This window comes from uncultured Roseobacter sp., from assembly GCF_947492555.1.
Lineage (GTDB): Bacteria > Pseudomonadota > Alphaproteobacteria > Rhodobacterales > Rhodobacteraceae > Roseobacter.
In genome coordinates this window covers 1378519-1402757 of the sequence record NZ_CANLNE010000001.1, presented here as the reverse complement: position 1 = coordinate 1402757, position 24239 = coordinate 1378519, and the positions used below count along the sequence as shown (strand labels likewise).

Annotated in this window: 29 protein-coding genes, 1 tRNA gene and 1 pseudogene; 24 read left to right on the top strand and 7 right to left on the bottom strand. The window is 60.1% G+C overall.

Annotated elements, in window-relative coordinates:
• Positions 1 to 32 precede the first annotated feature (32 nt).
• The 3 genes and pseudogenes from Q1A07_RS06960 to Q1A07_RS06950 form a co-directional block, all read left to right on the top strand.
• A complete protein-coding gene (locus Q1A07_RS06960) occupies positions 33 to 929 on the top strand; it encodes an EamA family transporter (protein ID WP_299779054.1) in 897 nt (298 codons plus the stop codon).
• Complete coding sequence (locus Q1A07_RS06955; protein WP_299779052.1) at positions 926 to 1435, top strand: GNAT family protein; 510 nt, start codon at positions 926 to 928, stop codon at positions 1433 to 1435. The genes Q1A07_RS06960 and Q1A07_RS06955 overlap by 4 nt, the downstream gene beginning before the upstream one ends.
• A 187-nt stretch (positions 1436 to 1622) precedes the next feature.
• Positions 1623 to 2031 (top strand): annotated as a pseudogene (locus Q1A07_RS06950) (transposase); the annotation flags it as partial.
• Positions 2032 to 2196: 165 nt separating this feature from the next.
• Here Q1A07_RS06950 and Q1A07_RS06945 read toward each other — a convergent pair.
• Together Q1A07_RS06945 and Q1A07_RS06940 are read right to left on the bottom strand one after the other, a co-directional pair.
• Positions 2197 to 2272: transfer RNA gene (locus Q1A07_RS06945), tRNA-Ala, on the bottom strand.
• A gap of 117 nt (positions 2273 to 2389) precedes the next feature.
• Complete coding sequence (locus Q1A07_RS06940) at positions 2390 to 2722, bottom strand: TIGR02300 family protein (protein WP_299779050.1); 333 nt, start codon at positions 2720 to 2722, stop codon at positions 2390 to 2392.
• Between the two features lie 112 nt (positions 2723 to 2834).
• Here Q1A07_RS06940 and Q1A07_RS06935 point away from each other — a divergent pair, with 112 nt between their 5' ends.
• The 3 genes from Q1A07_RS06935 to Q1A07_RS06925 all read left to right on the top strand — a co-directional run bounded on the left by Q1A07_RS06935 (position 2835) and on the right by Q1A07_RS06925 (position 4888).
• Positions 2835 to 3533 carry a SprT family zinc-dependent metalloprotease gene (locus tag Q1A07_RS06935; protein ID WP_299779048.1) on the top strand — a complete coding sequence of 233 codons (699 nt, stop codon included), beginning with the start codon at positions 2835 to 2837 and terminating at the stop codon, positions 3531 to 3533.
• A gap of 74 nt (positions 3534 to 3607) precedes the next feature.
• Positions 3608 to 4258, top strand: coding sequence for a GntR family transcriptional regulator (locus Q1A07_RS06930; RefSeq protein WP_299779046.1), 651 nt, complete (start codon positions 3608 to 3610; stop codon positions 4256 to 4258).
• A gap of 156 nt (positions 4259 to 4414) precedes the next feature.
• On the top strand, positions 4415 to 4888 hold the full coding sequence (locus Q1A07_RS06925; RefSeq protein WP_299779044.1) for a GNAT family N-acetyltransferase: 474 nt from the start codon (positions 4415 to 4417) through the stop codon (positions 4886 to 4888).
• A 3-nt stretch (positions 4889 to 4891) separates the two neighbouring features.
• Here Q1A07_RS06925 and Q1A07_RS06920 read toward each other — a convergent pair whose 3' ends face one another.
• Together Q1A07_RS06920 and Q1A07_RS06915 are read right to left on the bottom strand one after the other, a co-directional pair.
• Positions 4892 to 5854: an acetyl-CoA carboxylase carboxyltransferase subunit alpha gene (locus Q1A07_RS06920; RefSeq protein ID WP_299779042.1), complete on the bottom strand. Its 963-nt coding sequence runs from the start codon at positions 5852 to 5854 to the stop codon at positions 4892 to 4894.
• A 63-nt stretch (positions 5855 to 5917) separates the two neighbouring features.
• Positions 5918 to 6514 carry a LysE family translocator gene (locus Q1A07_RS06915; protein WP_299779040.1) on the bottom strand — a complete coding sequence of 199 codons (597 nt, stop codon included), beginning with the start codon at positions 6512 to 6514 and terminating at the stop codon, positions 5918 to 5920.
• 72 nt (positions 6515 to 6586) lie between these two features.
• Between Q1A07_RS06915 and Q1A07_RS06910 the strand changes: the two genes are divergently transcribed.
• Positions 6587 to 7039, top strand: coding sequence for an Lrp/AsnC family transcriptional regulator (locus Q1A07_RS06910; RefSeq protein ID WP_299779038.1), 453 nt, complete (start codon positions 6587 to 6589; stop codon positions 7037 to 7039).
• A 76-nt stretch (positions 7040 to 7115) separates the two neighbouring features.
• Here Q1A07_RS06910 and Q1A07_RS06905 read toward each other — a convergent pair whose 3' ends face one another.
• Both Q1A07_RS06905 and Q1A07_RS06900 read right to left on the bottom strand, forming a co-directional pair.
• The gene (locus Q1A07_RS06905; protein WP_299779036.1) at positions 7116 to 7586 is read right to left on the bottom strand and encodes a DUF302 domain-containing protein; all 471 of its coding nucleotides are present in this window, start codon (positions 7584 to 7586) and stop codon (positions 7116 to 7118) included.
• Positions 7587 to 7652: 66 nt separating this feature from the next.
• Positions 7653 to 8609 (bottom strand): L-malyl-CoA/beta-methylmalyl-CoA lyase, encoded by a 957-nt coding sequence (locus tag Q1A07_RS06900; RefSeq protein WP_299779034.1) that lies wholly within the window; start codon positions 8607 to 8609, stop codon positions 7653 to 7655.
• 251 nt (positions 8610 to 8860) lie between these two features.
• Between Q1A07_RS06900 and dgcN the strand changes: the two genes are divergently transcribed.
• The 4 genes from dgcN to Q1A07_RS06880 are packed head-to-tail and all read left to right on the top strand — an operon-like array spanning position 8861 to position 12327.
• On the top strand, positions 8861 to 9862 hold the full coding sequence (dgcN, locus tag Q1A07_RS06895; protein ID WP_299779033.1) for an N-acetyltransferase DgcN: 1002 nt from the start codon (positions 8861 to 8863) through the stop codon (positions 9860 to 9862).
• Positions 9863 to 9914: 52 nt separating this feature from the next.
• Positions 9915 to 10880, top strand: a complete 966-nt coding sequence (gene dgcA / locus Q1A07_RS06890; protein ID WP_299779031.1) for an N-acetyl-D-Glu racemase DgcA — start codon at positions 9915 to 9917, stop codon at positions 10878 to 10880.
• Positions 10871 to 11467, top strand: a complete 597-nt coding sequence (locus Q1A07_RS06885) for an NUDIX domain-containing protein (RefSeq protein WP_299779029.1) — start codon at positions 10871 to 10873, stop codon at positions 11465 to 11467. Before dgcA ends, Q1A07_RS06885 begins: the two co-directional genes overlap by 10 nt.
• On the top strand, positions 11464 to 12327 hold the full coding sequence (locus Q1A07_RS06880) for a D-amino-acid transaminase (protein WP_299779027.1): 864 nt from the start codon (positions 11464 to 11466) through the stop codon (positions 12325 to 12327). Before Q1A07_RS06885 ends, Q1A07_RS06880 begins: the two co-directional genes overlap by 4 nt.
• Positions 12328 to 12345: 18 nt before the next feature.
• On the opposite strand, the gene Q1A07_RS06875 is transcribed toward Q1A07_RS06880, so the two are convergent.
• Positions 12346 to 12657, bottom strand: coding sequence for a DUF1244 domain-containing protein (locus Q1A07_RS06875; protein WP_299779025.1), 312 nt, complete (start codon positions 12655 to 12657; stop codon positions 12346 to 12348).
• 225 nt (positions 12658 to 12882) lie between these two features.
• On the opposite strand from Q1A07_RS06875, the gene pyk reads away from it, so the two are divergent.
• The 13 genes from pyk (at position 12883) to Q1A07_RS06810 (ending at position 24166) form a co-directional block, all read left to right on the top strand.
• Positions 12883 to 14331, top strand: a complete 1449-nt coding sequence (pyk, locus tag Q1A07_RS06870; protein WP_299779023.1) for a pyruvate kinase — start codon at positions 12883 to 12885, stop codon at positions 14329 to 14331.
• A 34-nt stretch (positions 14332 to 14365) separates the two neighbouring features.
• The gene (locus Q1A07_RS06865) at positions 14366 to 14590 is read left to right on the top strand and encodes a hypothetical protein (protein ID WP_299779021.1); all 225 of its coding nucleotides are present in this window, start codon (positions 14366 to 14368) and stop codon (positions 14588 to 14590) included.
• A gap of 130 nt (positions 14591 to 14720) precedes the next feature.
• The gene (gene rpmI / locus Q1A07_RS06860) at positions 14721 to 14921 is read left to right on the top strand and encodes a 50S ribosomal protein L35 (RefSeq protein WP_299779019.1); all 201 of its coding nucleotides are present in this window, start codon (positions 14721 to 14723) and stop codon (positions 14919 to 14921) included.
• Positions 14922 to 14932: 11 nt separating this feature from the next.
• Complete coding sequence (rplT, locus tag Q1A07_RS06855) at positions 14933 to 15298, top strand: 50S ribosomal protein L20 (RefSeq protein ID WP_138662406.1); 366 nt, start codon at positions 14933 to 14935, stop codon at positions 15296 to 15298.
• A 126-nt stretch (positions 15299 to 15424) separates the two neighbouring features.
• The gene (locus Q1A07_RS06850; RefSeq protein WP_299779017.1) at positions 15425 to 16363 is read left to right on the top strand and encodes a lysophospholipid acyltransferase family protein; all 939 of its coding nucleotides are present in this window, start codon (positions 15425 to 15427) and stop codon (positions 16361 to 16363) included.
• A gap of 122 nt (positions 16364 to 16485) precedes the next feature.
• On the top strand, positions 16486 to 17295 hold the full coding sequence (locus Q1A07_RS06845; RefSeq protein WP_299779015.1) for an ABC transporter substrate-binding protein: 810 nt from the start codon (positions 16486 to 16488) through the stop codon (positions 17293 to 17295).
• A gap of 10 nt (positions 17296 to 17305) precedes the next feature.
• Positions 17306 to 18115: an amino acid ABC transporter permease gene (locus Q1A07_RS06840; protein ID WP_299779013.1), complete on the top strand. Its 810-nt coding sequence runs from the start codon at positions 17306 to 17308 to the stop codon at positions 18113 to 18115.
• Positions 18102 to 18830 (top strand): amino acid ABC transporter ATP-binding protein, encoded by a 729-nt coding sequence (locus Q1A07_RS06835; protein ID WP_299779011.1) that lies wholly within the window; start codon positions 18102 to 18104, stop codon positions 18828 to 18830. The genes Q1A07_RS06840 and Q1A07_RS06835 overlap by 14 nt, the downstream gene beginning before the upstream one ends.
• Before the next feature lie 105 nt (positions 18831 to 18935).
• Entirely contained in the window at positions 18936 to 20009 is a 1074-nt protein-coding gene (gene pheS / locus Q1A07_RS06830) for a phenylalanine--tRNA ligase subunit alpha (protein WP_299779208.1), read from the top strand.
• 38 nt (positions 20010 to 20047) lie between these two features.
• A complete protein-coding gene (locus Q1A07_RS06825; RefSeq protein ID WP_299779009.1) occupies positions 20048 to 20299 on the top strand; it encodes a hypothetical protein in 252 nt (83 codons plus the stop codon).
• A 56-nt stretch (positions 20300 to 20355) separates the two neighbouring features.
• Positions 20356 to 21168 carry a polyhydroxybutyrate depolymerase gene (locus tag Q1A07_RS06820; RefSeq protein ID WP_299778983.1) on the top strand — a complete coding sequence of 271 codons (813 nt, stop codon included), beginning with the start codon at positions 20356 to 20358 and terminating at the stop codon, positions 21166 to 21168.
• A gap of 85 nt (positions 21169 to 21253) precedes the next feature.
• Positions 21254 to 23653 carry a phenylalanine--tRNA ligase subunit beta gene (pheT, locus tag Q1A07_RS06815; RefSeq protein ID WP_299778981.1) on the top strand — a complete coding sequence of 800 codons (2400 nt, stop codon included), beginning with the start codon at positions 21254 to 21256 and terminating at the stop codon, positions 23651 to 23653.
• A gap of 63 nt (positions 23654 to 23716) precedes the next feature.
• The gene (locus Q1A07_RS06810) at positions 23717 to 24166 is read left to right on the top strand and encodes a YtoQ family protein (protein ID WP_299778979.1); all 450 of its coding nucleotides are present in this window, start codon (positions 23717 to 23719) and stop codon (positions 24164 to 24166) included.
• Positions 24167 to 24239 lie beyond the last annotated feature (73 nt).

The window sequence follows — 24239 nt, the reverse complement described above, 5'->3', positions numbered from 1 at the left end:
GTGGCGCAGTTCGGCTTGCACATTGAAACAACGTGAACCTGGGGGCTTTTGTGACGGCGAAACATTCAAACATCCAAGGAATCCTCTTGATGTCCATTGCGATGCTCGGTGTGCCGATGGTGGATGGCATCGCCAAATACCTCAGCGCAGAGTATTCCCCTCTCTTCATTGGTTGGGCGCGTTACGCCGTCGCTTGCCTGATCGTCATACCGCTGGCTTTCCGGTTTCACGGATGGCAGATGTTTCCTGAAAAACAACGATTTGCGCATCTGGTGCGGACGGCCTTTCTCGTGACCGCCATGACGCTGTACTTCCTTGCGATTGCACGGATTCCCATCTCTCTGGCGGTTAGCGCCTACTTTGTTGGTCCGGTGGTCGCGGTGGCCCTGTCTGTCCTTTTTCTGAAAGAAATGTTCACCTGGCAAAAACTGCTCAGCCTTGCGCTCGGGTTTGTCGGATCAGTGGTCGTCCTGCAGCCCTCCGGTGAAATCGAGATTGGGCTGATCATGGCTTTTGCGGCCGGTTTGTTTTTCGCCCTCTATCTGATTGCGACCCGACAGGCATCGCAACACAGTGACCCGATAAAGACACTCGCCTTTCAGTGCGTGATCGGAACCGTTTTGCTCAGCCCGCAGGCGGCCTTCACGTTCGAGGTTCCGCAGCTGGATCTGTTGTGGCTGTTCGCTGGTCTGGGTGTCATTTCCGCCATTGGTCACCTGCTGACCATCCTGGCTTTTCGGTTGTCGGATGCGTCGACCCTTTCACCGCTGGTCTATCTAGAACTTGTTGGAAGCGCGCTCATCGGATTTATTGTATTTTCCGAAATTCCGACCGCGACGACCGTTGCAGGCGCGGCTCTGATCATTGTTTCGGGTCTCGTCCTTCTCAGGCAACCGGCCAGGCGAAGAACGGCGAGCCAAGAGCCATGACCACCCCGCTCGACATCCGGAACTGCACCGCGCTGAGCCCGGACCAACTCTCTCGCCTGCGCACGCTAACGGTTTCAGATGCGCAAGTGGAGTTTGGCGGGACCTTCTCGGAGACGTTGGATGGCTGCCTGTCCGATACCAGTGGTGCGGTGCAGGGTTTCTGCTTTTTGAAAGATGCAGAACCCATTGGCATGGTTGTTCTGAAACGGCCGCCAGCCACGGCGGATTGGGTGGCTGCAAATGCCGTCTCCCTTCATGGGTTCAAGCTTGATCGGGCGTGGCAGGGAAAAGATCTGGGTGGCCTGGCCTTCCGGCTCTCGGTTCAGGCCGCGGCCTCTACCTGGCCTAAGGCTGAACAACTGGTCCTCGCTGTCGATGCCGAAAACATAGCCGCACTCACCGTCTATCGTAACTTTGGCATGGCAGACAGTGGCCCGGTCTTCTTCGGGCGGATCGGTAAGGAGCACCGGTTGTCAATCAATCTTGCCGAAGCAGGTAGCAAGTAACAAGTAATCGTTCGGTAAGAGGTCAATCGAAACACGAGAGTGTCCCAATCAACAAGGTGACCAAGATGGCATTTGTGTTTCCGCAAGGGTTCGACCCCCAGCCTTGCCTCACCGAGCTTGGTGAAGATGGGCTTGGTCGGTCGGTGCGTCGATATGCGTAAGCTCGCTGAACAGAGAACAACTGAACATCTGTCCTGCGGGAGAGGCTTTGAAGCAGCTCCGACGGAATTACTCTGATCCCAATCGCGGCCCGACCGGCAAAGGTATCGCCACGTACCAAGCGCTCAAACACACCTGTCAGGCATGTCCGTCAAAACCCAGATGCTGAGTGCCACAAGATCACCCGTTGAGAACATGAAGACGCACGCGACGTCGCCTGCGCCATCCGCAAGACGCCCCGATGCAAGGTCTCAGCAAAGCTCCGAAAGAAAGTCGAGATGCCCTTTGCCCACCTTAAACGCATTCTAGGCTTGGGACGGCTCCGATTACGAGGCCTATGCGGCGTGAATTACGAATTTCTCCTTGCAGCCATCGCCCAAAACCTCCGCAAACTCGCTAAGATCTTTCCTGCAACGCGGCAAAAGCGAAAAGCCTGATCAGAAAGGGGCTCGCACCCCTTACAGCGCCCGCAATACGTCGTTTTCACACAGAATCGGCTCGGAAAGGACCTTCGCCGCGTTCGGGCTGGAGATCCACTTCGATCTTTTGACAGCTACATCCAGCCCTAAAGGTCAAACTATGTAGCCAACCACAAGAAGATTTGGTGGAGCCTAGCGGGATCGAACCGCTGACCTCCTGCATGCCATGCAGGCGCTCTCCCAGCTGAGCTAAGGCCCCAACATTGAGACCTGAGGCCCCAAAGGGATGGATTTCGAAATCCAGTGCGCCGCTGAATAGGCGCAACGCGGGGCAGGATCAAGTCAAAAAAGCCCGCCCTGCGCGTGAATTTATGAATCAGTTCTCGTCGTCTTCCGAAGCGACATCCGCAATCTCTTCGAGAGGTACGTTGTCATCATCGTCCTCGTCGTCATCGAGAAGATCATCACCCAGATCCACATCCACATCTTCGTCGTCATCCTCAAGGACCGCGTCGTCCTCTTGGGTGGACGCCTTGGCCTTGGCTGATGCCGCGTCTTCCGCATCCGCCGCGATCATGCGGGATTTGCTGAGGTCGATCTCGACCACTTCTCCGGTGTAGGGGCTGACGATCGGGTCCTTGTTCAGATCATAAAACCGCTTGCCGGTTGTGGGGCAGAGGCGCTTCGTTCCCCATTCTTCTTTGGGCATGAAAAACCCCCTTTTACAATTGCTGTTCTGCTGTAGATGATTCCGGCCAAGTGCCATATGAATCGGGGGCTGTAAAGGGCTGCCGCACGCCAGCCTATCTTCAAGAGCGAATATGACCGAGAACTCACTGCCTGGTGACCCGCCCATCCCCCTGATCCTGCGCCGTTCCGCGCGGGCAAAGCGTATTTCACTGCGAATCTCTCAACTTGACGGACGGGTGACCCTGACCCTGCCCAAACGCGTGCCGGAACGCGAGGCACTGCTGTTTGCACATGAAAAAGAAGGATGGATTCGCAAACATCTGGCGGCCCGGGGGGATGATGTTGCGGTGGGTATCGGCACGCAGCTGCCGGTGGGCGGAGAGATGTATCAGGTGGTGGCAGGCAGCGGGCGTCGCGTGCAGTTCGAGGCGGGCGCCGTGGCCGTGCCGGGGGCACCTGCGCGTGCAGGCCGCCGCCTTGCCGGACATCTCAAGGAAATTGCCCGTGCCCGGCTGGCCGAGGCGTCGGATAACTACGCCGCCCTTCTGGGCAAGCCCTACCAGGCGATTACCCTGCGCGACACACGCTCGCGCTGGGGGTCCTGCACGACTGAGGGGCGTTTGATGTATTCTTGGCGACTGATTCTCGCGCCGCCGGAAGTCCTCGATTACGTGGTGGCCCACGAGGTTGCGCATCTGGCTGAAATGAACCATTCGCCAGCCTTTTGGGCGCAGGTCAGCCGGATTTACGGAGACTACGCCGGGCCGCGACAATGGCTGCGCCAGCAAGGCGGCGATCTGCACCGCTATCGCTTTGACGGTGTCTCCTAAGTTTCCTGGTCCTGATCGTGGTGACATCTGCGGCGCATCTTGACCGTGAGCGGATTTGTGATCACAAGCAATCCATGATCCTAAACCCGCGCCCTGCCGATGCTGCTCCCGCCGCGCACGACCGCGTGTATCGTGCGCTGCGCGGTCGGATCATGCAGGGTGATCTGCCGCCCGGCGAGGGGCTTACCCTGCGGGGGATCGGCAGCGAATACGAGGTGTCGATGACACCGGCGCGCGAAGCGGTGCGGCGCCTGGTGGCCGAAGGAGCGCTGACCATGTCCTCCTCGGGGCGGGTGTCGACGCCTGAACTCAGCAATGAGCGGATCGAGGAGCTGGCAGCGCTGCGTGCGCTCATTGAGGTGGAACTGGCCAGCCGTGCCTTGCCGCGCGCGCACATGGCGCTGATCGAACGGATGCAGACAATCAACGCGACCATCGCGGAAGCCGTGGCCCACCGCGACGCTGCAAGCTACATCCGCACCAATCTGGAATTTCACCGCACCCTCTACCTACGCGCGCAGGCCCCGGCGATGCTGGCTATGGCGGAAACCGTCTGGCTGCAGATGGGGCCGACGATGCGCGCCCTCTATGGTCGGTTGCGCAAGACCGAACCGCCACAGTTCCACCGGCTGATCATTGCAGCGCTCAGGGCGGGGGACGAGCCGGGTTTGCGCCTCGCTGTCCGGTCGGATGTGACGCAAGGTTTGCGGATGTTGGCGAGCTAAATCTTTACCAATCCCTCACATCACCATTGAAATTTTCTACTATATATAGAATTTTAACAAAATTCGGCCCAGTCGGGGACATAGTTTCGCGTTCAAATACGGCAGGGGTCACTGGGAAACGGGGGTGTAATAGTTTCGTAAGTGGTTCAGATTGAAATGGAAAAATCAGTTTTCTCAGGAAGAATTCGCCCTGTAAGGTCGGATGACCTTCAGGTTGTATTGGAAATGGTGTCAAAACTCGCTGACTTTCACGGCGATGTCGCGACAGTTACCGCAGATGAGTTGGCGCGCGACATTCTTGGCCCCCACCCGTGGGTGCGCATCCTGTTGGCGGAAGAAGCGGGTAAAGTTGTCGGTTATGCTGCGCTCTGTCCTCTTGCGCAGATGCAATTCGGCGCGCGGGGTATGGACATGCATCATCTCTACGTTGCTAAGTCCGCGCGCGGTACAGGCGTTGGCAAGGCATTGATCAAGGCCAGTGAAGCCTTGGCGCGCGCTGAAGGATGCCGCTATCTCATGGTGGGTACGCACCCGGACAACATCGTTGCACAGGGTATTTATCTGGCTATGGGCTTTGATCGGCTCGATCAGGCCGGACCGCGTTTCCGCATCAAGCTGGCGGCGGCCTAGAGATCAGGCCGCGAGGCCCTTGCCTCCGATATCTATGAATTTAGCGCGGCGGTCCTTGATCAGCGCCTCGGGCGCCTTGCCATCCAGATCCGTCAGCATTGCCTCAAGCGCGCGTCCCACGGCCGCGATGGCGGCACTGGCATCTCTGTGCGCGCCACCCATGGGTTCGGGGATGATCCGGTCAATCACGCCAAGCTGCTTGAGGTCGTCGGCAGTCAGGCGCAGGGCCTCGGCGGCTTCGCGCATCTTTTCCGCGTCTTTCCACAAGATCGAGGCACAACCTTCGGGGCTGATAACCGAATAGACCGAGTGCTCCAGCATCGCCACGCGGTTGGCAGTGGCAAAAGCGACCGCCCCGCCGGACCCGCCTTCGCCGATGATGACGGAGATCAGCGGCACGCCGATCTGCAGACACTTCTCCGTGGCGCGCGCAATGGCTTCGGACTGTCCACGCTCTTCCGCACCCTTGCCGGGATAGGCGCCGGGCGTGTCTACCAGCGTGATTACCGGCAGGCCAAAACGATGAGCGATGTCCATCAGACGAATGGCCTTGCGGTAGCCTTCGGGCCGCGCCATGCCAAAGTTGCGCTCTATCCGGGATTTCGTGTCATTGCCCTTTTCATGACCGATTACCATGACCGGGCGGTCATTCAGCCGGGCCAAGCCGCCCATGACGGCGTGGTCATCGGCAAAGTTCCGGTCACCGGCAAGCGGTGTGTAGTCCGTAAAGAGTGCATCAACATAGTCCTGACAATGCGGGCGTTCCGCGTGCCGCGCCACCTGGCATTTTCGCCATGGCGTCAGCGACCTGTAGAGGTCTTCCAGCATCGCACGGGCCTTGACGTCGAGGGCTGCGGCCTCCTCCGTCACATCCATTTCCTCGTTGGACCGGGCCAACGCGCGCAATTCTTCCGCCTTGCCTTCAATCTCGGCCAGCGGCTTTTCGAAATCCATATACTGGGTCATGGGAGACCTTATTGTTGTTCTCCTTCGTTATATGGCTGGCATTTCAGGGCATTGCAACGCCAGTCAGCCCGGCCACAGCACGGGATAGAGCGACGCGATGAGCAATCCGGCCATTGTCCAGTTGAAGATCGTTAGCCGCCGTGGGTTCGTCAGAATGCGCGCCATCTGCTGGCCGAGAATGGTCCAGAACGTGATGGCGGGCAGGTTCACCGTCCCAAAGATCACCGCCACGAGAGCAAATGCCGCGAGCGTTTGGCTCGGTGCGTAGACGGACAGGGCGGTCAGCGCCATCGCCCAGGTCTTTGGGTTGACCCACTGAAAGGCAGCGGCCTGCAGGAAAGTCATGGGACGCCCTTCCCCTGCTGACTTCTTGATTGGTGCCGCTGTGGCGATTTTCCATGCGAGATAGGAGAGATAGATGACCGAGACGGTTTTCAACACCGTGTGGCTAATCGGATATGCTTCAAATATCTGCGCCAACCCGGCCCCGACGAGAATGATCATCAACGCAAATCCGATGGAGATACCTAGCATATGCGGAATGGACCGGGCGAAACCATAGTTGGCCCCTGATGCCATAAGCATCAGATTATTTGGTCCGGGCGTTGCCGAGCTGGCGAAGGCAAACAGGACAAGGGCGGAGAGCAATTCGTAGTGCATGTTGCAATTATTGTGAATAATTGGGCAATTGAAATTGCATTTTGCCCTCTTTTACGTATATTCTTGCAACATATGAGCAAAATTGACGAGAAAGCAGAGCACATATTGCGTGAGTTGAGGCGCGATGGCCGGATCAGTAACCTGGAATTGGCTGAACGTGTTGGCCTGTCGGCCTCTGCGTGCTTGCGCCGGGTGCAGGAGTTGGAGCGGTCTGGTGTCATTCGAGGGTATCGCGTGGTGTTGGACACGGCGCAGCTTGGCATCGGGTTCACGGCTTACATAACGGTCGGGCTCAGCGATCACTCAAAGGCTTCGCAGGAGGCATTCGAGCGGGCGATTTCCCGGTCCTCTGAAGTGGTGGAATGCCATAACACAACGGGGTCAACGGAATACCTTTTGCGTGTGGAATGCGCGGATTTGCCAAGCTACAAGAGGTTTCACACAGATAAGCTCGGCGCCCTGCCACAGGTGAACGCGATCACTTCCTACGTGGTGATGGGCTCGCCCAAGGACGAGCGGGCGTGAGGGCGGCCGATGGTCCGGGTTTGCATATTTTTGGAACAATGAAGCGCTGGAGGATGCGGCCCCTGTGCCCTGCGGGCTAGTCGCGCGCGGCCTCGGCAATGGTTGCGAAGCGGGTGTCGAGTTCTTGCGCAAGGGTTTGGAGGTTTGGGCCAGATTCTTTCATGTAGGGATCAAAGACGAAACTTGGAGTTTTGTAGGAGAGCGTGGCCGTGCCGTCGGGTTCTTCGGTGACGTAGAAGCGGATAGGGGCTTCGATCATCGCGGCAGGGGAGAGCGCGAGGATTTTCACCGCGAAGTCGTTGTTGAAGACGCCGACGACCCGGTTTTGCGGGATGGTGATGCCGCGCGCCTTGGCCGCCCCGGTGGGACCGGCCTGGGTGACGATGCCCATCTTGTTTGTCTTGACGGCTGTTTTCAGGTCGGCCAACAGGTCGACGTGTGTCTTCTCGGTCGTGATCACCACCCAGCCGTCGCGCGGAGCAATGGATTGGGCATGGAGCGCGGTGGCGCAGAGCAGGGTGAGGCAGGCGGTGAGGATCGGTTTCATGGCAGGCTCCCGGATGGTCCTCCCCATAGGGGCAGGCCAAACCGGATTTGCCAAGTCACGAGCGCGTCAGCCCGCGATCATTTCCGACTGGCGCACGATCACTTCTGCTTGTTTGATCGACGCGATGTCCACGAGGCGGCCCTTGTAAACCGTGGCGCCTTCGCCCTTGGATTTGGCCTCTTCCATGGCGGCGAGGATTTCGCGGGCCTCAGTGACGGCTTCGTCCGAGGGGGTGAAGACTTCGTTGGCGATTGCCACCTGTTTGGGGTGGATCGCCCATTTGCCGACCATGCCGAGGGTGGCGGAGCGACGGGCCTGTGCGCGAAAGCCGTCGTCATCGGAGAAATCGCCGAAGGGGCCGTCTACCGGCAGCACGCCGTGGGTGCGGCAGGCGGCGACGATGGCGGCTTGTGCCCAGTGCCAGGGGTCGGACCAGTGTTTCTGGCCCTCGCGGATCATGTAGTAGTTTTCCTGCGTGCCGCCGATCCCCGTAGTGGCCATGCCCATGGAGGCGGCGAAATCCGCGGCGCCGAGGCTCATTGCGGCGAGGCGCGGAGAGCTGGCGGCGATTTCCTCCACATGGGCGATGCCGGCAGCGGATTCGATGATGACCTCGAAGGTGATTTTCTTTGTCCGCCCCTTGGCGGCTTCGATGGCGCTGACCAGTGCGTCGACGGCATATATATCTGCCGCGCAGCCGACCTTGGGAATCATGATCTGGTCGAGGCGGTCGCCCGCCTGCTCCATCAGGTCGACCACATCACGGTACCAGAAGGGCGTGTCGAGCCCGTTGATGCGCACGGACAGCGTCTTGTTGCCCCAGTCGATATCGGAAATTGAGGCGATGATATTGGCGCGGGCGCTGTCCTTGTCGCTGGGCGCGACGCTGTCTTCAAGGTCGAGGTTGATGACATCTGCCGCCGATGCGGCCATCTTTTCGAAGATGGCAGGACGTGAGCCCGGGCCAAAGAGCTGGCAGCGGTTGGGTCGGGCAGGCGGGCTGGGTTGGATACGAAAGCTCATACAGACCTCAGGGAAATAAAATTGCGATTGTGTTGCCGTGGTTGGTATTAAATTGCGCGTTATGCTGCAAGCGCATTTTGCAGGTGCAGCATGAGATTCGGGCGGCATACCTCAGCATCTACGCTTAATTCTTCGCCATTTTCTGGAAGGAGTCGAAGAAAATTGCGCAAAAGCTATAGATTTGGCGGTTTTCGAGATGCCTTTGCGGGGCAAAGAGGAGAAATTGCAGCAAATCTGACGGAGGCTTACCCATGATCCAGACACCTTACCTTTTGTTCCTCGGTGACGCACCGGACCAGCTTGCCGCCAAGGTGGCGCAGGGCATCAAGGACTGGCGCCCGGAAAATGCAGTGGGCCAGTTCCGTCTGCCGGGCTGCGGTGCGGATATGGGCCTCACGGATATGACGCTGGAAGACGGGCTGAACGCGGGCGCCAAGACGCTGGTGATTGGCGTGGCCAACCGGGGCGGCGTGATCTCGGACGAATGGCAGGTGGTTTTGGTCAAGGCGCTGCAGATGGGTTATGACATCGCGGCAGGGCTGCACAACCTGCTGCGCAACGAGGACGCGTTGCAGGCAGCGGCCAAGGTCAACGGCGGGACGCTGCACGACGTGCGGGTGCCCAGTGTGGCCTATCCGATTGCAAATGGTCAGAAACGGACCGGCAAGCGCGCGCTGGCGATTGGTACCGATTGTTCCTGTGGCAAGATGTATACGGCGATGTCGATGGACGCCGAAATGATCAAACGCGGGATGAAGTCCGATTTCCGGGCAACCGGGCAGACCGGCATCCTGATCACCGGCAAGGGCGTGCCGCTGGATGCGGTGATTGCCGATTTCATGGCCGGTGCGGTTGAATATTTGACGCCCGACAACGATGAAGATCACTGGGATCACATCGAAGGGCAGGGCAGTCTCTTTCATGTCTCTTATTCGGGTGTGACCATGGCGTTGATCCATGGTGGCCAGCCTGACGCGCTGATCCTCTGTCATGAACCCACCCGGACGCATATGCGGGGCCTGCCGCACTACACGCTGCCGTCTCTGGAGACGCTGCGGGATACGGCGCTGCCGATTGCGCGTGTTGCCAATGCCAACTGTCAGATCGCAGGTGTCTCGGTGAACACCAAGGCCCTGGATGAGGCCGCAGCAAGGGCGTGCTTGCAGGAGATCGAAGATCGCATGAACCTGCCCGCAACCGATCCGTTCCGCTTTGGGGCGGGCAAGCTGGTGGATTCGCTGCTGACGATCTGATAGCGGCCTGTATCGTGGTCTTGGGTATTTGAAGAGAGAAGAAGGCGCGGACATGCATATCGAAGTCAGCCGGGATGTGTTTCGTCTCGCTCAGGTTTTCACGATCAGTCGCGGGTCGCGGACAGAGGCCAATGTGCTGACCGTGCGGATCACTGACGGGCAGCACGAAGGCTGGGGGGAATGTGTGCCCTACGCCCGCTACGATGAGACGCTGGAGAGTGTGACCGCAGAAATCGAAGGGCTGCCGGATGATCTGACACGTGCCGCCTTGCAGGACCTTCTGCCAGCAGGCGCTGCGCGCAACGCGGTGGATTGCGCGCTGTGGGATCTCGAGGCGAAACGCGCGGGCAAGCGGGCTTGGGAACTGGCGGGGCTGCCCGCACCGGGGCCTGAGATCACCGCCTATACCCTTTCGCTGGATAGCCCTGAGAAGATGCAGGCGCAGGCGGCTGAGAATGCATACAGGCCGCTCCTGAAGATCAAACTCGGCACCCCGGACGACATGCCACGGCTCGAAGCGGTGCGCGCCGGTGCCCCGAATGCAAAGATCATCGTGGATGCCAACGAAGGCTGGAGCGCGGAGGTTTACGCCGATCTGGCACCGCATCTGGTGCGTTTGGGCGTGGCGCTGGTTGAACAGCCGCTGCCTGCTGGGGAAGACGATGCCTTGATCGGGCTGGACCGGCCCGTGCCCGTTTGTGCGGATGAGAGTTGCCATGACCGGGCCAGTCTGCCCAAGCTCAAGGGCAAATACGATGTGATCAACATCAAGCTCGACAAGGCGGGTGGTCTGACGGAAGCGCTTGCGCTGCGCAGCGCGGGTCTGGCGCAGGGCTATGACATCATGATCGGCTGCATGGTCGGGTCCAGCCTTGCCATGGCGCCGGCGGTTCTGCTGGCGCAGGGGGCAATGGTGACCGATCTGGATGGCCCGTTGTTGTTGGCCGAAGACCGACCGCAACCGCTGCTTTTCGATGAAGCAGGCGTACACCCGTCGGGGCGCGAACTATGGGGCTGAACATGGGGTGGGAGGTGTTGGAGACGACGCTTCTTTCTGACAGCTGGGCAACCCTCAAGAAAACCAAGCTGCGGCTGACCCTGTCCGATGGAACAATCAGCGAGCAATGGCGCGAGACCTATGATCGTGGGGATGATGCGGTGATCCTGCCCTATGACCCGGCGCGGCGGCATGTGCTTCTGGGGCGCCAGTTTCGCTGGCCTGCCGCCTATCGCGACGACCCACACCCCTTTCTGATCGAAGCAGCCGCCGGGTTGCTGGATGCGGATGATGCGACGGATTGCATTCGCAAGGAGGCGCAGGAGGAATTGGGGCTGGTACTGAGCGATCCAACGTTCCTCTTCGATCTCTATATGTCGCCTGGGTCGGTCACCGAGAAACTGCATTTTTTCGCCGCGCGATATAGTGCTGCAGATGCGCAAGCCCAGTTTGGCGGTCTGCGCTCCGAGGCCGAAGAAATCGAAATTCTGGATGTGCCTCTGGATGAGGCCTTGACGATGGCACGCGATGGGCGCATCCGCGATGCCAAAACCGTAATTCTGCTGCAACATGCAGCGCTGCACCTGATGCCGGAGGCCCCTTTATGACCCGCACCGTTTATGTGAATGGCGACTACCTGCCCGAGACCGAAGCGACCGTTTCAATCTTTGATCGCGGGTTCCTGATGGCGGATGGCGTGTATGAGGTGACGTCGGTGCTTGGCGGCAAGCTGATCGACTTTGATGGCCACGCGGTGCGTCTGCAGCGGTCGCTCGATGAACTGGAGATGCGCAGCCCGATCAGCAAGGAGGACTTGCTGGAGGTGCACCGCGAGCTTGTGCGGGTCAACGAGATCGACGAGGGCATGATCTATTTGCAGATCACGCGTGGCGCGCCGGGAGATCGGGATTTTGTCTTCCCGGACCCGGAAACGACGGCGCCCACCATTGTGCTGTTCACGCAGAACAAGCCCGGTCTGGCGGATAGCCCCGCGGCCAAGAAAGGGATGAAGGTCATCAGCATTGAGGATATCCGCTGGGGGCGGCGTGACATCAAGACGGTGCAGTTGCTCTACCCGTCGATGGGCAAGATGATGGCCAAGAAGGCCGGCGCTGATGACGCCTGGATGATCGAGGATGGCTATGTCACCGAAGGCACCAGCAACAACGCCTATATCGTAAAGGGCAACAAGATCATCACGCGGGCCCTGTCGAACGACATCCTGCACGGGATCACCCGGGCCGCGGTGTTGCGGTTTGCGCAGGAAGCGCAGATGGAGGTGGAAGAGCGCAACTTTACCATCGACGAGGCAAAAGAGGCGGATGAAGCCTTCATCACCTCTGCCAGCACATTTGTCATGCCAGTGGTGGAAATTGATGGCATCGCTTTGGGCGATGGCGTGCCGGGGCGTGTAGCGCCTCGTCTGCGCGAGATTTATCTGGAAGAGAGCCTGAAAGCGGCGGTCTGAGAATAGGGAGTCCGGCTCCTATTCCTTTCCCACGTTTTCCGCAAAGGCCTTCTTGAACGCTTCCTGCTGGGTGCCGGTCGCGTCGGTCTGGTAGTTGGCTTTCCATTCCGCCATGGTCATGCCGTAGAACAGCTCGCGCGACTCGTCCTTGCCCATCTCGATGCCCTTCTCGGCGGCGGCTTCCTGATACCAGCGGCTGAGACAGTTGCGGCAGAAACCGGCCAGGTTCATCATGTCGATGTTCTGCACATCGGTTCGGTCTTCCATCAAATGCTTCTGCAGGCGGCGAAAGGCGGCGGCCTGAAGTTCGATCTCGGTCTGGCTGGGCACGGGGGTAGGCTCCTTTGTAGCTATCCTCTAGATTGGGGTGGCGCAGCCCACTGTCAACCGTATGCGAGCGCTTGCAGCTTGTGCATCTTGCATGTCATCAAGGTTTTATTCAGACGGTTCAGGATCAGCACAGTTGCCCCGTGGCGCATCATGCGACATAAGGTGCGCAATCCCGTTAGCGGTAACAGATCGCTGGCAGTTACAGGACGAAGGAACGACAGGAAAATGAGACGCTCGCGCAATGTAAAGATCGTGGCTACACTGGGGCCGGCCTCCGAAGACTATGAGACGATCCATGCGCTGCACCTCGCCGGCGCGGATGTGTTTCGTCTGAACATGAGCCACGGCAGCCACGAAGAGATCCGTGAAAAGCACAAGATCATCCGCCAGATCGAAGAGGACACGGGCGGCAGCATCTGCATTCTGGCAGACCTTCAGGGGCCAAAGCTGCGCGTTGGCGTTTTTGCCAATGAAGAGGGCGAGATGCTGGAAGAGGGGGCGAAGTTCCGTCTGGACCTTGATAAGGCAGAAGGCGATGCGACCCGTGTGAACCTGCCCCATCCGGAGATTTTTGCCGCGCTGGAACCGGGCGCAAGCCTGCTGGTGAATGATGGTAAGATCCGCCTGAAAGTAGATGCCTGCGGTGCGGATTTTGCCGACTGCACGGTGATCGCGGGCGGTGTGATTTCCAACCGCAAGGGCGTGAACGTGCCGGATGTGGTGCTGCCGCTGGCCGCGCTCTCAGAAAAGGACCGCAAGGATCTGGAGTTCGTCTGCGATCTGGGGGTCGACTGGCTCGCGTTGAGCTTTGTGCAGCGGCCCGAAGATGTTCTGGAAGCCTCTGATCTTGCGAATGGTCGTGCCGCGATCCTCAGCAAGATCGAGAAACCGGCGGCTGTGTCGAATTTTGACGATATTCTGAAGGTCAGCGATGGGATCATGGTCGCGCGTGGCGATCTGGGGGTGGAGCTGCCGGTTCAGAACGTACCACCAATCCAGAAGCGTCTGGTGCGCAAGTGCCGCTCTGCCGCCAAACCGGTGATCGTCGCGACGCAGATGTTGGAAAGCATGATCGAAAGCCCGATGCCGACGCGCGCCGAAGTCTCGGACGTGGCGACGGCCATCTATGAGGGGGCGGATGCCGTCATGCTGAGCGCGGAGTCGGCGGCAGGTGATTATCCGATGGAGGCGGTGACAACCATGAACAACGTTGCCACCGAAGTCGAGCAGGACCCGACCTATGCGCAGATCATGGTTGCCTCGCGGGATGCGCCCGGCACAACGATTGCGGATGCCATCGTTTCTGCGGCGCGCGAAATCGCCGAGAAGACTGATATCAAGGCGATCTGTTGCTTTTCGCAAAGCGGAACCACGGCGGCGCTGGTGGCGCGGGAGCGGCCTATGGTGCCGATCCTGACCATGACGCCGCTGAAATCCACGGCACGCCGCCTGACACTGACCTGGGGCACGAATTGTGTGATCACCGACGTTCTGGAGCGGTTCAAGATGGCGGTGGTGGCCTCTGCCAAAGCCGCACGCGCCCAAGGCTATGCGGGCCCGGAAGATCAGATTGTGGTGACGGCGGGTGTGCCCTTCAACGTCCCCGGGAGCACCAATATTCTCAGGGTTGCGCCCTGTGACGAACGTTTGATTTTCAACACCGATCCAGAGTAACCTTTTCCCGGGGAAAAAACGGGAAGGTGGGGCTATGGATGCCGACACAGCGATGGTGCTGGGCATCATCATTGGGGTGTTTTCGATTATTTCGATCTATTCGGCTCTGGTTGATCGGCGTCCGCCACGCGCGTCGGCGCTGACAGTTTTGCTGGCGACCGGGCTGATCGTCTATGCGGCAACAACGTCCGAAGTAGGGTACACGGCAGCGTCGTTGCCCAAGACCTTCGTGAATGTCTTTGTTAAATACCTGCCGTAAGGCGGGGCAGAGGCGCATCTTCTCTTGCCAACACGGGCGCAACCTCCTATAGCGCAGCTTCTTATCGCACGTCCGGCTCAAGTGGCATGCCGAGTCGTGCGGAAACCGACCCAAAGATCAGGAGACGGAAATGCCCAAGATGAAGACGAAATCGAGCGCCAAGAAGCGCTTCAAGGTGACGGCCACTGGCAAGGTCATCGGCGGTCAGGCTGGCAAACAGCATAACATGATCAAGCGATCCCGCAAATTTATCCGGAACGCGCGGGGCACAACTGAGTTGTCCGCACCCGATGCCAAGATCATCAAGGGCTTTATGCCCTACGACCGTTAAGGAGAGCCGATATGTCCCGAGTTAAAGGTGGTACAGTCACCCACGCCCGTCACAAGAAGGTCATCAAGGCCGCCAAAGGTTATTACGGTCGCCGCAAGAGCACCTTCAAGGTCGCGCGCCAGGCCGTCGACAAGGCCAACCAATACGCTACGCGTGACCGCAAGAACCGCAAGCGCAATTTCCGCGCACTGTGGATCCAGCGGATCAATGCGGCGGTGCGCAGCCACGACGAGGCGCTGACGTACAGCCGCTTCATCAACGGCCTTTCGCTGGCCGGTATCGAGGTGGACCGCAAGGTTCTGGCCGATCTCGCTGTGCACGAGCCCGACGCGTTCGGTGCGATCGTGAAACAGGCGCAGGACGCTCTCGCCGCCTGAGCCGCACAATACTGAATTTCCAAAAAGCCGCTCCGCGCTGGGGCGGCTTTTTTTGTCTGGGATCGGTGTGTGGCTGCGGCTTTCCAGGGCCCGCGGTGCCAACGGCTCTTGAGCCGACGCCATTAAATGGTACAAGCTCGACATCTGAACAATCGCGAAAGCGCAATGGCGGCAACAGGTAAACCCCTTTCCAAAAATGACGAGGATGTCGGTCTGAAAGATCGGATCGTCAGCGCATTGATCATCGGTGTCATCCGGTCGCTCACCCTGTTGCCGTATCAAACCCGCATTCCGGTGGGCGGGTGGGTGATCTCGCGCTTGGTCGCCCCGCTCATCGGGTACCGTGGGCGGATACGCGACAACATGCACTTCATCTTTCCGGACATGCCGGAAGACGACGTCGAGCAAATGACCCGTGACGTGCCCGACCAGATCGGGCGCACCCTGTGTGAATTGTTTTCGCCCAGAAAACTGGTCGAGACTGCCCGAAACACACCGATCACCGGAGAGGGTATCGCGGCGGTGGATGAGGCCCGCGACACGGGGCGTCCGATCATTCTGGTGTCGGGTCATATCGGCAATTACGACATCGTGCGGTCCAAGCTGATCCAGCGCGGTCACCAGGTTGGCGGGCTGTATCGCAGCATGAACTACAAGGGTTTCAATGATTTCTACGTCTCGCGCATCAGCCAGGTGGGCACACCGCTGTTTTTGCGCGGACGCCGCGGCATGGGGGAGATGGTCAAATTCCTCAAGGCTGGCAATGCGATTGCGCTGCTGATCGATCAGCATATGACGGCAGGTGCGCCTCTGAAGTTTTTTGGGAAGACGGCCTACACGGCGTTGTCGGCGGCGGAACTGGCGCTGCGCTACGACGCCCTGCTGGTGCCCTGCTACGGCATCCGGCAACCCGATGGCTTGAGCTTCAAGGTGGTTTTGGAAACGCCGATCCCGCACACAACGCCTGAGGAGATGACACAGGCATTGAATGACAGTCTCGAAGCGCAGGTGCGCGCCAACATGGCACAGTGGCTTTGGGTGCACCGGCGCTGGAAGGCACAGTAGCGACAAATTCGGGCAGGGGTCCCGCCGATGTGTGCCCCTACACCCAACAGGCTTGCGCAGCGGCACGCGCGAGGGGATAACCTTTGAAAAGTGCGCAATCAAAAAACGGGGAGAACCGATCCATGCTGAGACTTATGACATCTGCCGCCTTAGGGACCCTTCTGCTGGCCGGGACCGCCGTGGCGCAAAGCTGCGCAGACGGCAAAACGCTGGCCGAGGGCAAACTGACAATCGCCACCGGCAACCCGGCGTATTACCCTTGGGTCATCGATGATGCGCCTGAGAGCGGAGAGGGGTTTGAAGCCGCCGTGGCCTACGCGCTGGCAACCGAAATGGGGTTCGACGCCGCCGATGTGGTCTGGACCCGCACCTCCTTTGATCAGGCGATCCAGCCCGGTGCCAAGGATTTCGATCTGAACATGCAACAGTTCTCGATCACGGCGGAACGTGACAAGGTCGTTGATTTCTCAGAGCCCTACTACACGGCGCCCATGGCCGTTCTTGTGCGTGGTGGCGACGGGATCGGCGTCAGCATGGAGGCGATGAAAGCGCTCAAATGGGGTGTTGTCGCCTCGACCACGGCGTTGCCCGTGGTGATGGAGGAGATCTCCCCCTCTGCAAGTCCCCTGGTTTATGATGACAACGCAAATGTGGTCGAAGCCATGAAGGCGGGGCAGGTGGATGCCGCCCTCTTTGATCTGCCAACCGCGCTTTATCTCTCGGCGGTCGTTCTGGAGGGCGGCAAGGTGCTGGGCCAGTTCGCCCCGGATGAAAGCGCCAATCCCGATCACTTCGGCATTCTGATGACCGAAGGCAATCCCCTCAAGGAATGTGTGGATGCCGCCCTCTCGGCGATGAAGGCGGACGGATCGCTGGCCGCCATCGAGGCGGAATGGTTGCTGCAGGCGACGGGCGTGCCCCTGATCCAGTAAGGCCCCGTCAGTGAACCGTAGGCAAACATATGAGGCGGCGCAGCGGCGGCGGTCGCTGGCCGTGGCGGGCGTCAGTACGTTTGCCGTGCTGGCCGCGATCATCTTGCTGGTGCCGCTTGCGCCCGGCTGGCCTGCGGTCAAGGCCAGCTTTTTCGACGGCGGCGTCTTTGTACAGACCTTTCCGACGCTGCTGCGGGCCTTCCTGATCGACGTGATGATCTTTGCCTGGTCGGTGCCGCTCATTCTCGGATTGGGTCTGGCGATTGCGCTGGCGCGCGGCGCGCGGGCCCCGGCGCTTTTCCCCCTGCGCATTTTCGGGGCAGTCTACGTCGACATCTTTCGCGGCGTGCCGGTGGTGCTGACCATCTACCTCATCGGTTTCGGCGTGCCGGGCCTTGGCCTGCCGCGCCCATGGAATTCACCCTACATCTGGGGGACCGTGGCGTTGGTGCTGACCTATTCCGCCTATATCGCCGAAGTGCTGAGGTCGGGCATCGAGAGCATCCACGCCAGCCAGCGCAATGCCGCAATCTGCCTCGGTCTCGGCGAACGCGACACAATGCGCTATGTGATCCTGCCGCAGGCCATTCGCCGCGTGGTGCCGGCAAACATGAACATGCTGGTGGCGCTGCAAAAGGATGTCGCCCTGCTGTCTTTTATCGGGCCGGTCGAAATTCTGCGGCAGGCGGGTATTTATAAAAGCCTGCTGGCCAATTTCACGCCCTATGTGGTCGCCGCCGTCATTTTCCTCGCCGTGACCGTTCCGGCCACGCGCTACGCTGACCATCTGCTGAACAGGGACCGCGATGCCCGAAGCTAAGCTGTCCCTGCGCGGCGTGCAAAAGTCCTTTGGTGACAATCAGGTGCTGCGCGGCATCGATCTGGACGTGGCGGCGGGCGAAATGATCTGTCTCATCGGTGCGTCGGGTTCGGGCAAATCCACGCTTTTACGCTGCATCAATCAGCTTGAGCCGATTGATGATGGCACTGTCTGGCTAGACGGGCTGGATATCTCGGAGCCCGGCCTTGATCTGGGACCGGTGCGGCGGCGCATCGGCATCGTTTTTCAATCCTACAATTTGTTTCCGCATATGTCGGCGCTAGACAACGTGCTGCTCGCCCCGCGCCGCGTGCTGGGGGAGGACAATAAGGCGCGCGCCGAGGCGCTGTTTGAGCGGTTCGGACTGGCGCAGCACATGCGCAAATATCCTGATCAACTGTCTGGCGGTCAGCAGCAACGCGTAGCCGTGATCCGCGCCCTGGCGATGCAACCCGAAATCATGCTTTTTGACGAGATCACCGCGGCGCTCGATCCGGAACTGGTGGGCGAGGTGCTGAACGTCCTGCGCCAGCTGCGCAGCGAAGGCATGACGATGATCCTGGCAACCCACGAGATGGGTTTTGCCCGCGAACTGGCGGACAGGGTGTGTTTCATGGATGGCGGTGTGATCGTGGAGGAAGGCCCGCCAGAGCAGATGTTCACCGCCCCCGAGGTTGCACGAACACAGGCTTTCCTGCGCTCGGTCTTGCGGTAAATTTCAGGGTTCAGCAGGCGGCCCGGTGACATTGCACCTTTCGCTTGTCTTGCAATCGGTGATCATTCTGCTAGCACCGGCGCACCTGTGAATAGCGAGGCAGAGATGGACGATCTCAAGCAAAAATATCTGGGCCAGATTGCGGAAGCCGACGACGAATCCGCGCTGGAGAGCATCCGGCTCGCCGCCGTGGGGAAAAAGGGTGAGGTCGCGCTGAAGATGCGCGAGCTTGGCAAGATGACCCCTGAGGAACGGCAAACGGCTGGTCCAGCGCTTAATGCCTTGAAGGATGAGATCAACTCGGCGCTGGCCGCCAAGAAGGCGGCCCTCGCGGACGCCGCGCTCGATGCGCGGCTGCGCGAGGAGTGGCTGGACGTGACCTTGCCTGCGCGCAGCACGCGTCAGGGCACCATCCACCCGATCAGCCAGGTCAGCGAGGAAGTCACAGCGATCTTCGCCGAAATGGGCTTTTCGGTCGCCGAAGGCCCGCGCATCGACACCGACTGGTATAATTTCGACGCGCTGAACATCCCCGGACATCACCCTGCCCGCGCAGAGATGGACACCTTCTACATGCACCGTGCCGAAGGCGACAATCGCCCGCCGCATGTGCTGCGGACCCACACTTCTCCGGTCCAGATCCGGTCGATGGAGAAGATGGGCGCCCCCCTGCGCATCATCTGCCCTGGAGGTGTGTACCGGGCAGACTACGACCAGACGCACACGCCGATGTTCCATCAGGTGGAGGGGCTGGCCATCGACAAGGACATCTCCATGGCCCACCTGAAATGGGTGCTGGAGGAATTCGTGAAGGCCTATTTCGAGGTGGACGGCGTCGATCTGCGGTTCCGCGCCTCGCATTTCCCCTTCACCGAACCTTCCGCCGAGGTTGACATCCGCTGCTCCTGGGAAGGCGGCACCCTGAAAATCGGCGAAGGTGATGACTGGCTGGAAATTCTCGGCTCCGGCATGGTGCATCCCAAGGTGCTCGCTGCGGGGGGCATTGACCCCGATGCCTGGCAGGGCTTTGCCTTTGGCATGGGCATCGACCGCATTGCCATGCTGAAATACGGCGTTCCGGACCTGCGGGCCTTTTTCGACAGCGACCTGCGCTGGTTGCGCCATTATGGGTTTGCCAGCCTCGATCAACCCAACCTTCATGGCGGGTTGAGCAGGTAAGCGTCGACGTCTCGGTTTTACCGTGCTATATTCCCGCTATGGTAGAGGAAGAACACACGCCCGACCGGGGTTTTCGCGTCTTGCTTGTGACAGTTATGCTGTGCCTGATCATCCTGGCACATGTGTTTATGTGGCTGTCTGATATGCCTCGCGATCTCAAGATCGTCTTTACGGTTTTGAATGTTGCCGGATGGACGGTTGTCCTGGCGCCGATCCTGCTTGTGGACCGGTGGCTTGCGACATCCCGGCACGATGTCGAGGACGACGAGCAGGTGCCCAACTCCCTGTGACGGGCGCTTACGCGGAAGTGATGTGACACCGCGCAAGCGGTGCGTAGAGTGCGGATATGATGTATCGTCTTATTCCGCTGTTCCTGCTCGCTTTATTTTCTCATTCCGCCGCCGCGATGGGCCCGTGGAAAGGAGAGTGCCACGAGGAAGTGCCCTGCCAACTCGGGGATCGCTCCTATCACATCAAACTGCCGGATGACTGGGATGGCACCTCGGCTTTGCCCGTGGTGATGCATTTTCATGGATGGCAACGCACCGGTGCCTTGCCGGTCAGGCATCAGCGGATTTCGGGCGCGACGCGGAGGCGGGGTGTTTTGCTTGTTGCCCCCACCGGGCTGCGCAAGACATGGGACTTCTGGGGCGCGGGTTCGGCGGATGTCGATTTTGCCCGGGCCGTGCTTGAGGATGTGAAATCGCGCTTTCCGGTGAGTGACGATCAGGTCTATGTCTCGGGCTATTCTTGGGGCAGCAACATGGCCTGGCGATTTGTCTGTGAGGACGGTGCGGATGTCGCAGCGCTCTTGGCGATTTCCGGGACGCTGGACCAGGATGAGGTCTGTGACACCGCACCGCGCGAGGTGCGTCAGGTCTATGGGCTCAATGATCCGGTGCTGGAATACCCCTACGGACCGCGGGGGGAGCAGGACTATGCGGTCGCTCTCTGGCGTGAAAAATTTGGCTGCGGCGCGGGGACAGCAACAGGCCCGTGGCAGCAGGTGCCTTTCCTTACGCTTGAGCGCACCGTCTGGACCAGTTGCGAGACCGGGCGCGTCAGCCTCGATGTGCATCCCGGCGGTCATTTCATCCCGCATGGCTGGATCGCGCGTCAGCTCGACGAATTGCTGGACCTGCCGCACTCCTATCCTTGATGCGGGCAGGGCCCAGCAATGGCTTTCCCCCCTGATCGCTTTCGGCTATCAGGGCGCGGAAACGATTTGATGCCGGTGATCCCTCATGAAATTCACGCTCTCCTGGTTGAAAGACCATTTGGACACGACCGCAACGCTGGATGAGATCCTCTATGCGCTGACCGACCTCGGGCTGGAGGTTGAAGGCGTCGAGGATCGGGGTGCGCGGCTGCGTGATTTTACCATCGGTTATGTGAAATCTGCCGAAAAACATCCCGATGCCGACCGGCTGCGCGTCTGCCAGGTGGAGACGGACGAAGGCGTCAAACAGATCATCTGCGGCGCGCCCAATGCGCGCGAGGGCATCACCGTTGTTGTTGCCAAACCGGGCGTCTATGTGCCGGGGATCGACACCACCATTGGCGTCGGCAAAATCCGCGGGATCGAAAGCTTTGGCATGATGGCGTCAGAGCGCGAGATGGAACTCAGCGATGAACACGATGGCATCATCGAATTGGATACGGGCGAGGTCGGGCAGTCCTTTGTGGATTGGCTGGCGGAGCATGACCCCGCGAAAGTCGATCCGGTGATCGAAATCGCAATCACGCCAAACCGGCCTGATGCGCTGGGCGTGCGGGGCATTGCCCGTGATCTGGCCGCCCGAGGCCTTGGCAAGCTCAAGAAACGCGATGTCGATGCGGTAGAGGGCACCTTCGACTGCCCTGTGTCTGTCACGATTGATGGCGACACGCTGGAACAATGCCCGGTTTTCTACGGACGTGTGATCCGGGGGGTGAAGAACGGCCCGTCGCCCAAGTGGCTGCAGGATCATCTGCGCGCGATCGGGTTGCGGCCGATCTCCTTCCTCGTGGATGTGACGAATTTCTTCACCTACGACCGCAACCGCCCGCTGCACGTCTTTGACGCGGATAAGATCGCGGGCAACGCCCTGCGCGTGCACCGCGCAAAGGGCGGCGAAACTCTGGTTGGCCTCGACGAGAAGGAATACACCTTCGAGGAGGGGATGACGCTGATTTCCGACGCTGACGGTGTTGAAAGCATTGGTGGCGTCATGGGGGGCATGGCCTCCGGCTGCACCGAAGAGACAACGAATGTCTTCCTTGAGGCGGCCTATTTCGATCCGGTCCGCACCGCCTACACCGGACGCGCGCTCAAGATCAATTCGGATGCGCGCTACCGCTTTGAACGTGGCATTGATCCGGCCTGGACCCCCTACGGCATCGAGCACGCAACGCGGATGATCCTCGATCACGCGGGTGGTGAGGCCTCCGAGGTGATCGTTGCGGGCAAAATTCCCAACACCGATCGTGCCTATAAGCTGGATGCGGCGCGGGTGCGGTCGCTTGTCGGCATGGATATCCCGGAAAGCGAACAGCGCCAGACCCTCACCTCTCTGGGCTTCATCCTCGAAGGCAACATGGCCCACGTGCCCAGCTGGCGCCCGGATGTGCAGGGCGAAGCTGATCTGGTCGAAGAGGTGGCGCGCATTGCCTCGCTGACCAAGCTGCAAGGCACGCCCCTGCCACGGCTGGTCGACGGCGTGCCGAAACCGGTCCTGTCTCCTGCGCAGCGCCGTGAGGCCATCGGGCGGCGCACCTGCGCTGCGCTCGGCTACAACGAATGCGTCAGCTATACCTTTATCGATCAGGCGTCTGCGGCGCTTTTCGGTGGCGGCGAAGACACGACCCTGCTGGAAAACCCGATCAGCAGTGACATGAGCCACATGCGGCCAGCGTTGCTGCCCGGCCTGTTGCAGGCCGCGTCGCGCAATCAGGCGCGCGGGTTTGCAGACCTTGCCCTTTTCGAAGTGGGTCCGGCGTTCCATGGCGGTGAGCCGGGAGAACAGCATATGCTGATCACCGGCCTGCTGGTGGGGCGTACGGGTCCCAAGGATGTGCATGGTGCCACGCGTGCCGTCGATGTCTTCGACGTCAAAGCGGACGCCGAGGTGGTGTTGGCGGCCATGGGCGCCCCGGCCCGTGTTCAGATCCTGCGCGGTGCGCGGGAATGGTGGCACCCCGGTCGCCATGGCATGATCTGTCTGGGGCCCAAGAAGGTGCTGGGCGTTTTTGGCGAAGTGCACCCCCGCGTGCTTGACGCGATGGATGTGAAGGGGCCGGCAATGGCCTTCACCCTCTGGCCAGAAGAGATTCCGATGCCGCGCAAGGCGGGTGCCACCCGACCCGCGTTGGACATCAGCGATCTGCAGGCGGTCGAGCGTGACTTTGCCTTTGTCGTGGACGCAAAGGTCGAGGCCCTGACGCTGGTGAATGCTGCGATGGGGGCAGACAAGGCGTTGATCGAAGACGTGCGCATCTTTGATGAATTCATCGGTGGCAGCCTGGGCGAGGGCAAGAAGTCCCTGGCGCTGACCGTGCGGTTGCAGCCTGTCTCCCAGACATTGAAGGATGCTGACATCGAAGCCGTCAGCGCCAAGGTTGTCGACAAGGTGACCAAGGCCACAGGCGGTGTGCTGCGCGGATAACACGGGACATCAGGGCAAGCTGTCCTACTTAACAAAATCACGATCTGCAGCAGGGAGACTACGATGACATTAAAAGTGTATCTGTCCGGTGAAATTCACACGGACTGGCGGGAGCAGATCATGACGGGCGCCGCTTCGTTGGATGTGAGCTTTGACAGCCCCGTGACCGATCACGCCGCCAGCGATGACTGCGGTGTGGCGATCCTCGGCGCCGAGGACAAGAAATACTGGCACGACCACAAAGGCGCGATGGTCAACGCAATCCGTACACGCAAGGGCCTTGCGGAGGCGGATGTGGTGGTTGTGCGCTTTGGCGATCAGTACAAACAGTGGAATGCGGCATTCGATGCAGGCTATGCTGCGGCCTTGGGCAAATCGCTGATCATCCTGCACGGCCCTGATCATGCCCATGCCTTGAAGGAAGTGGATGCGGCAGCTTTGGCCGTGGCGCAGGAGCCTGCACAGGTTGTTGAGATCCTGCGCTATGTGCTCACCGGCAGCTTGCCGAAGTAAAGCCGGGAGCGCTCCGCCCCCGGACCCAAAGGCGGCCTGACACCCACACAACCTGCAGCAGGTAGGGTGGGCT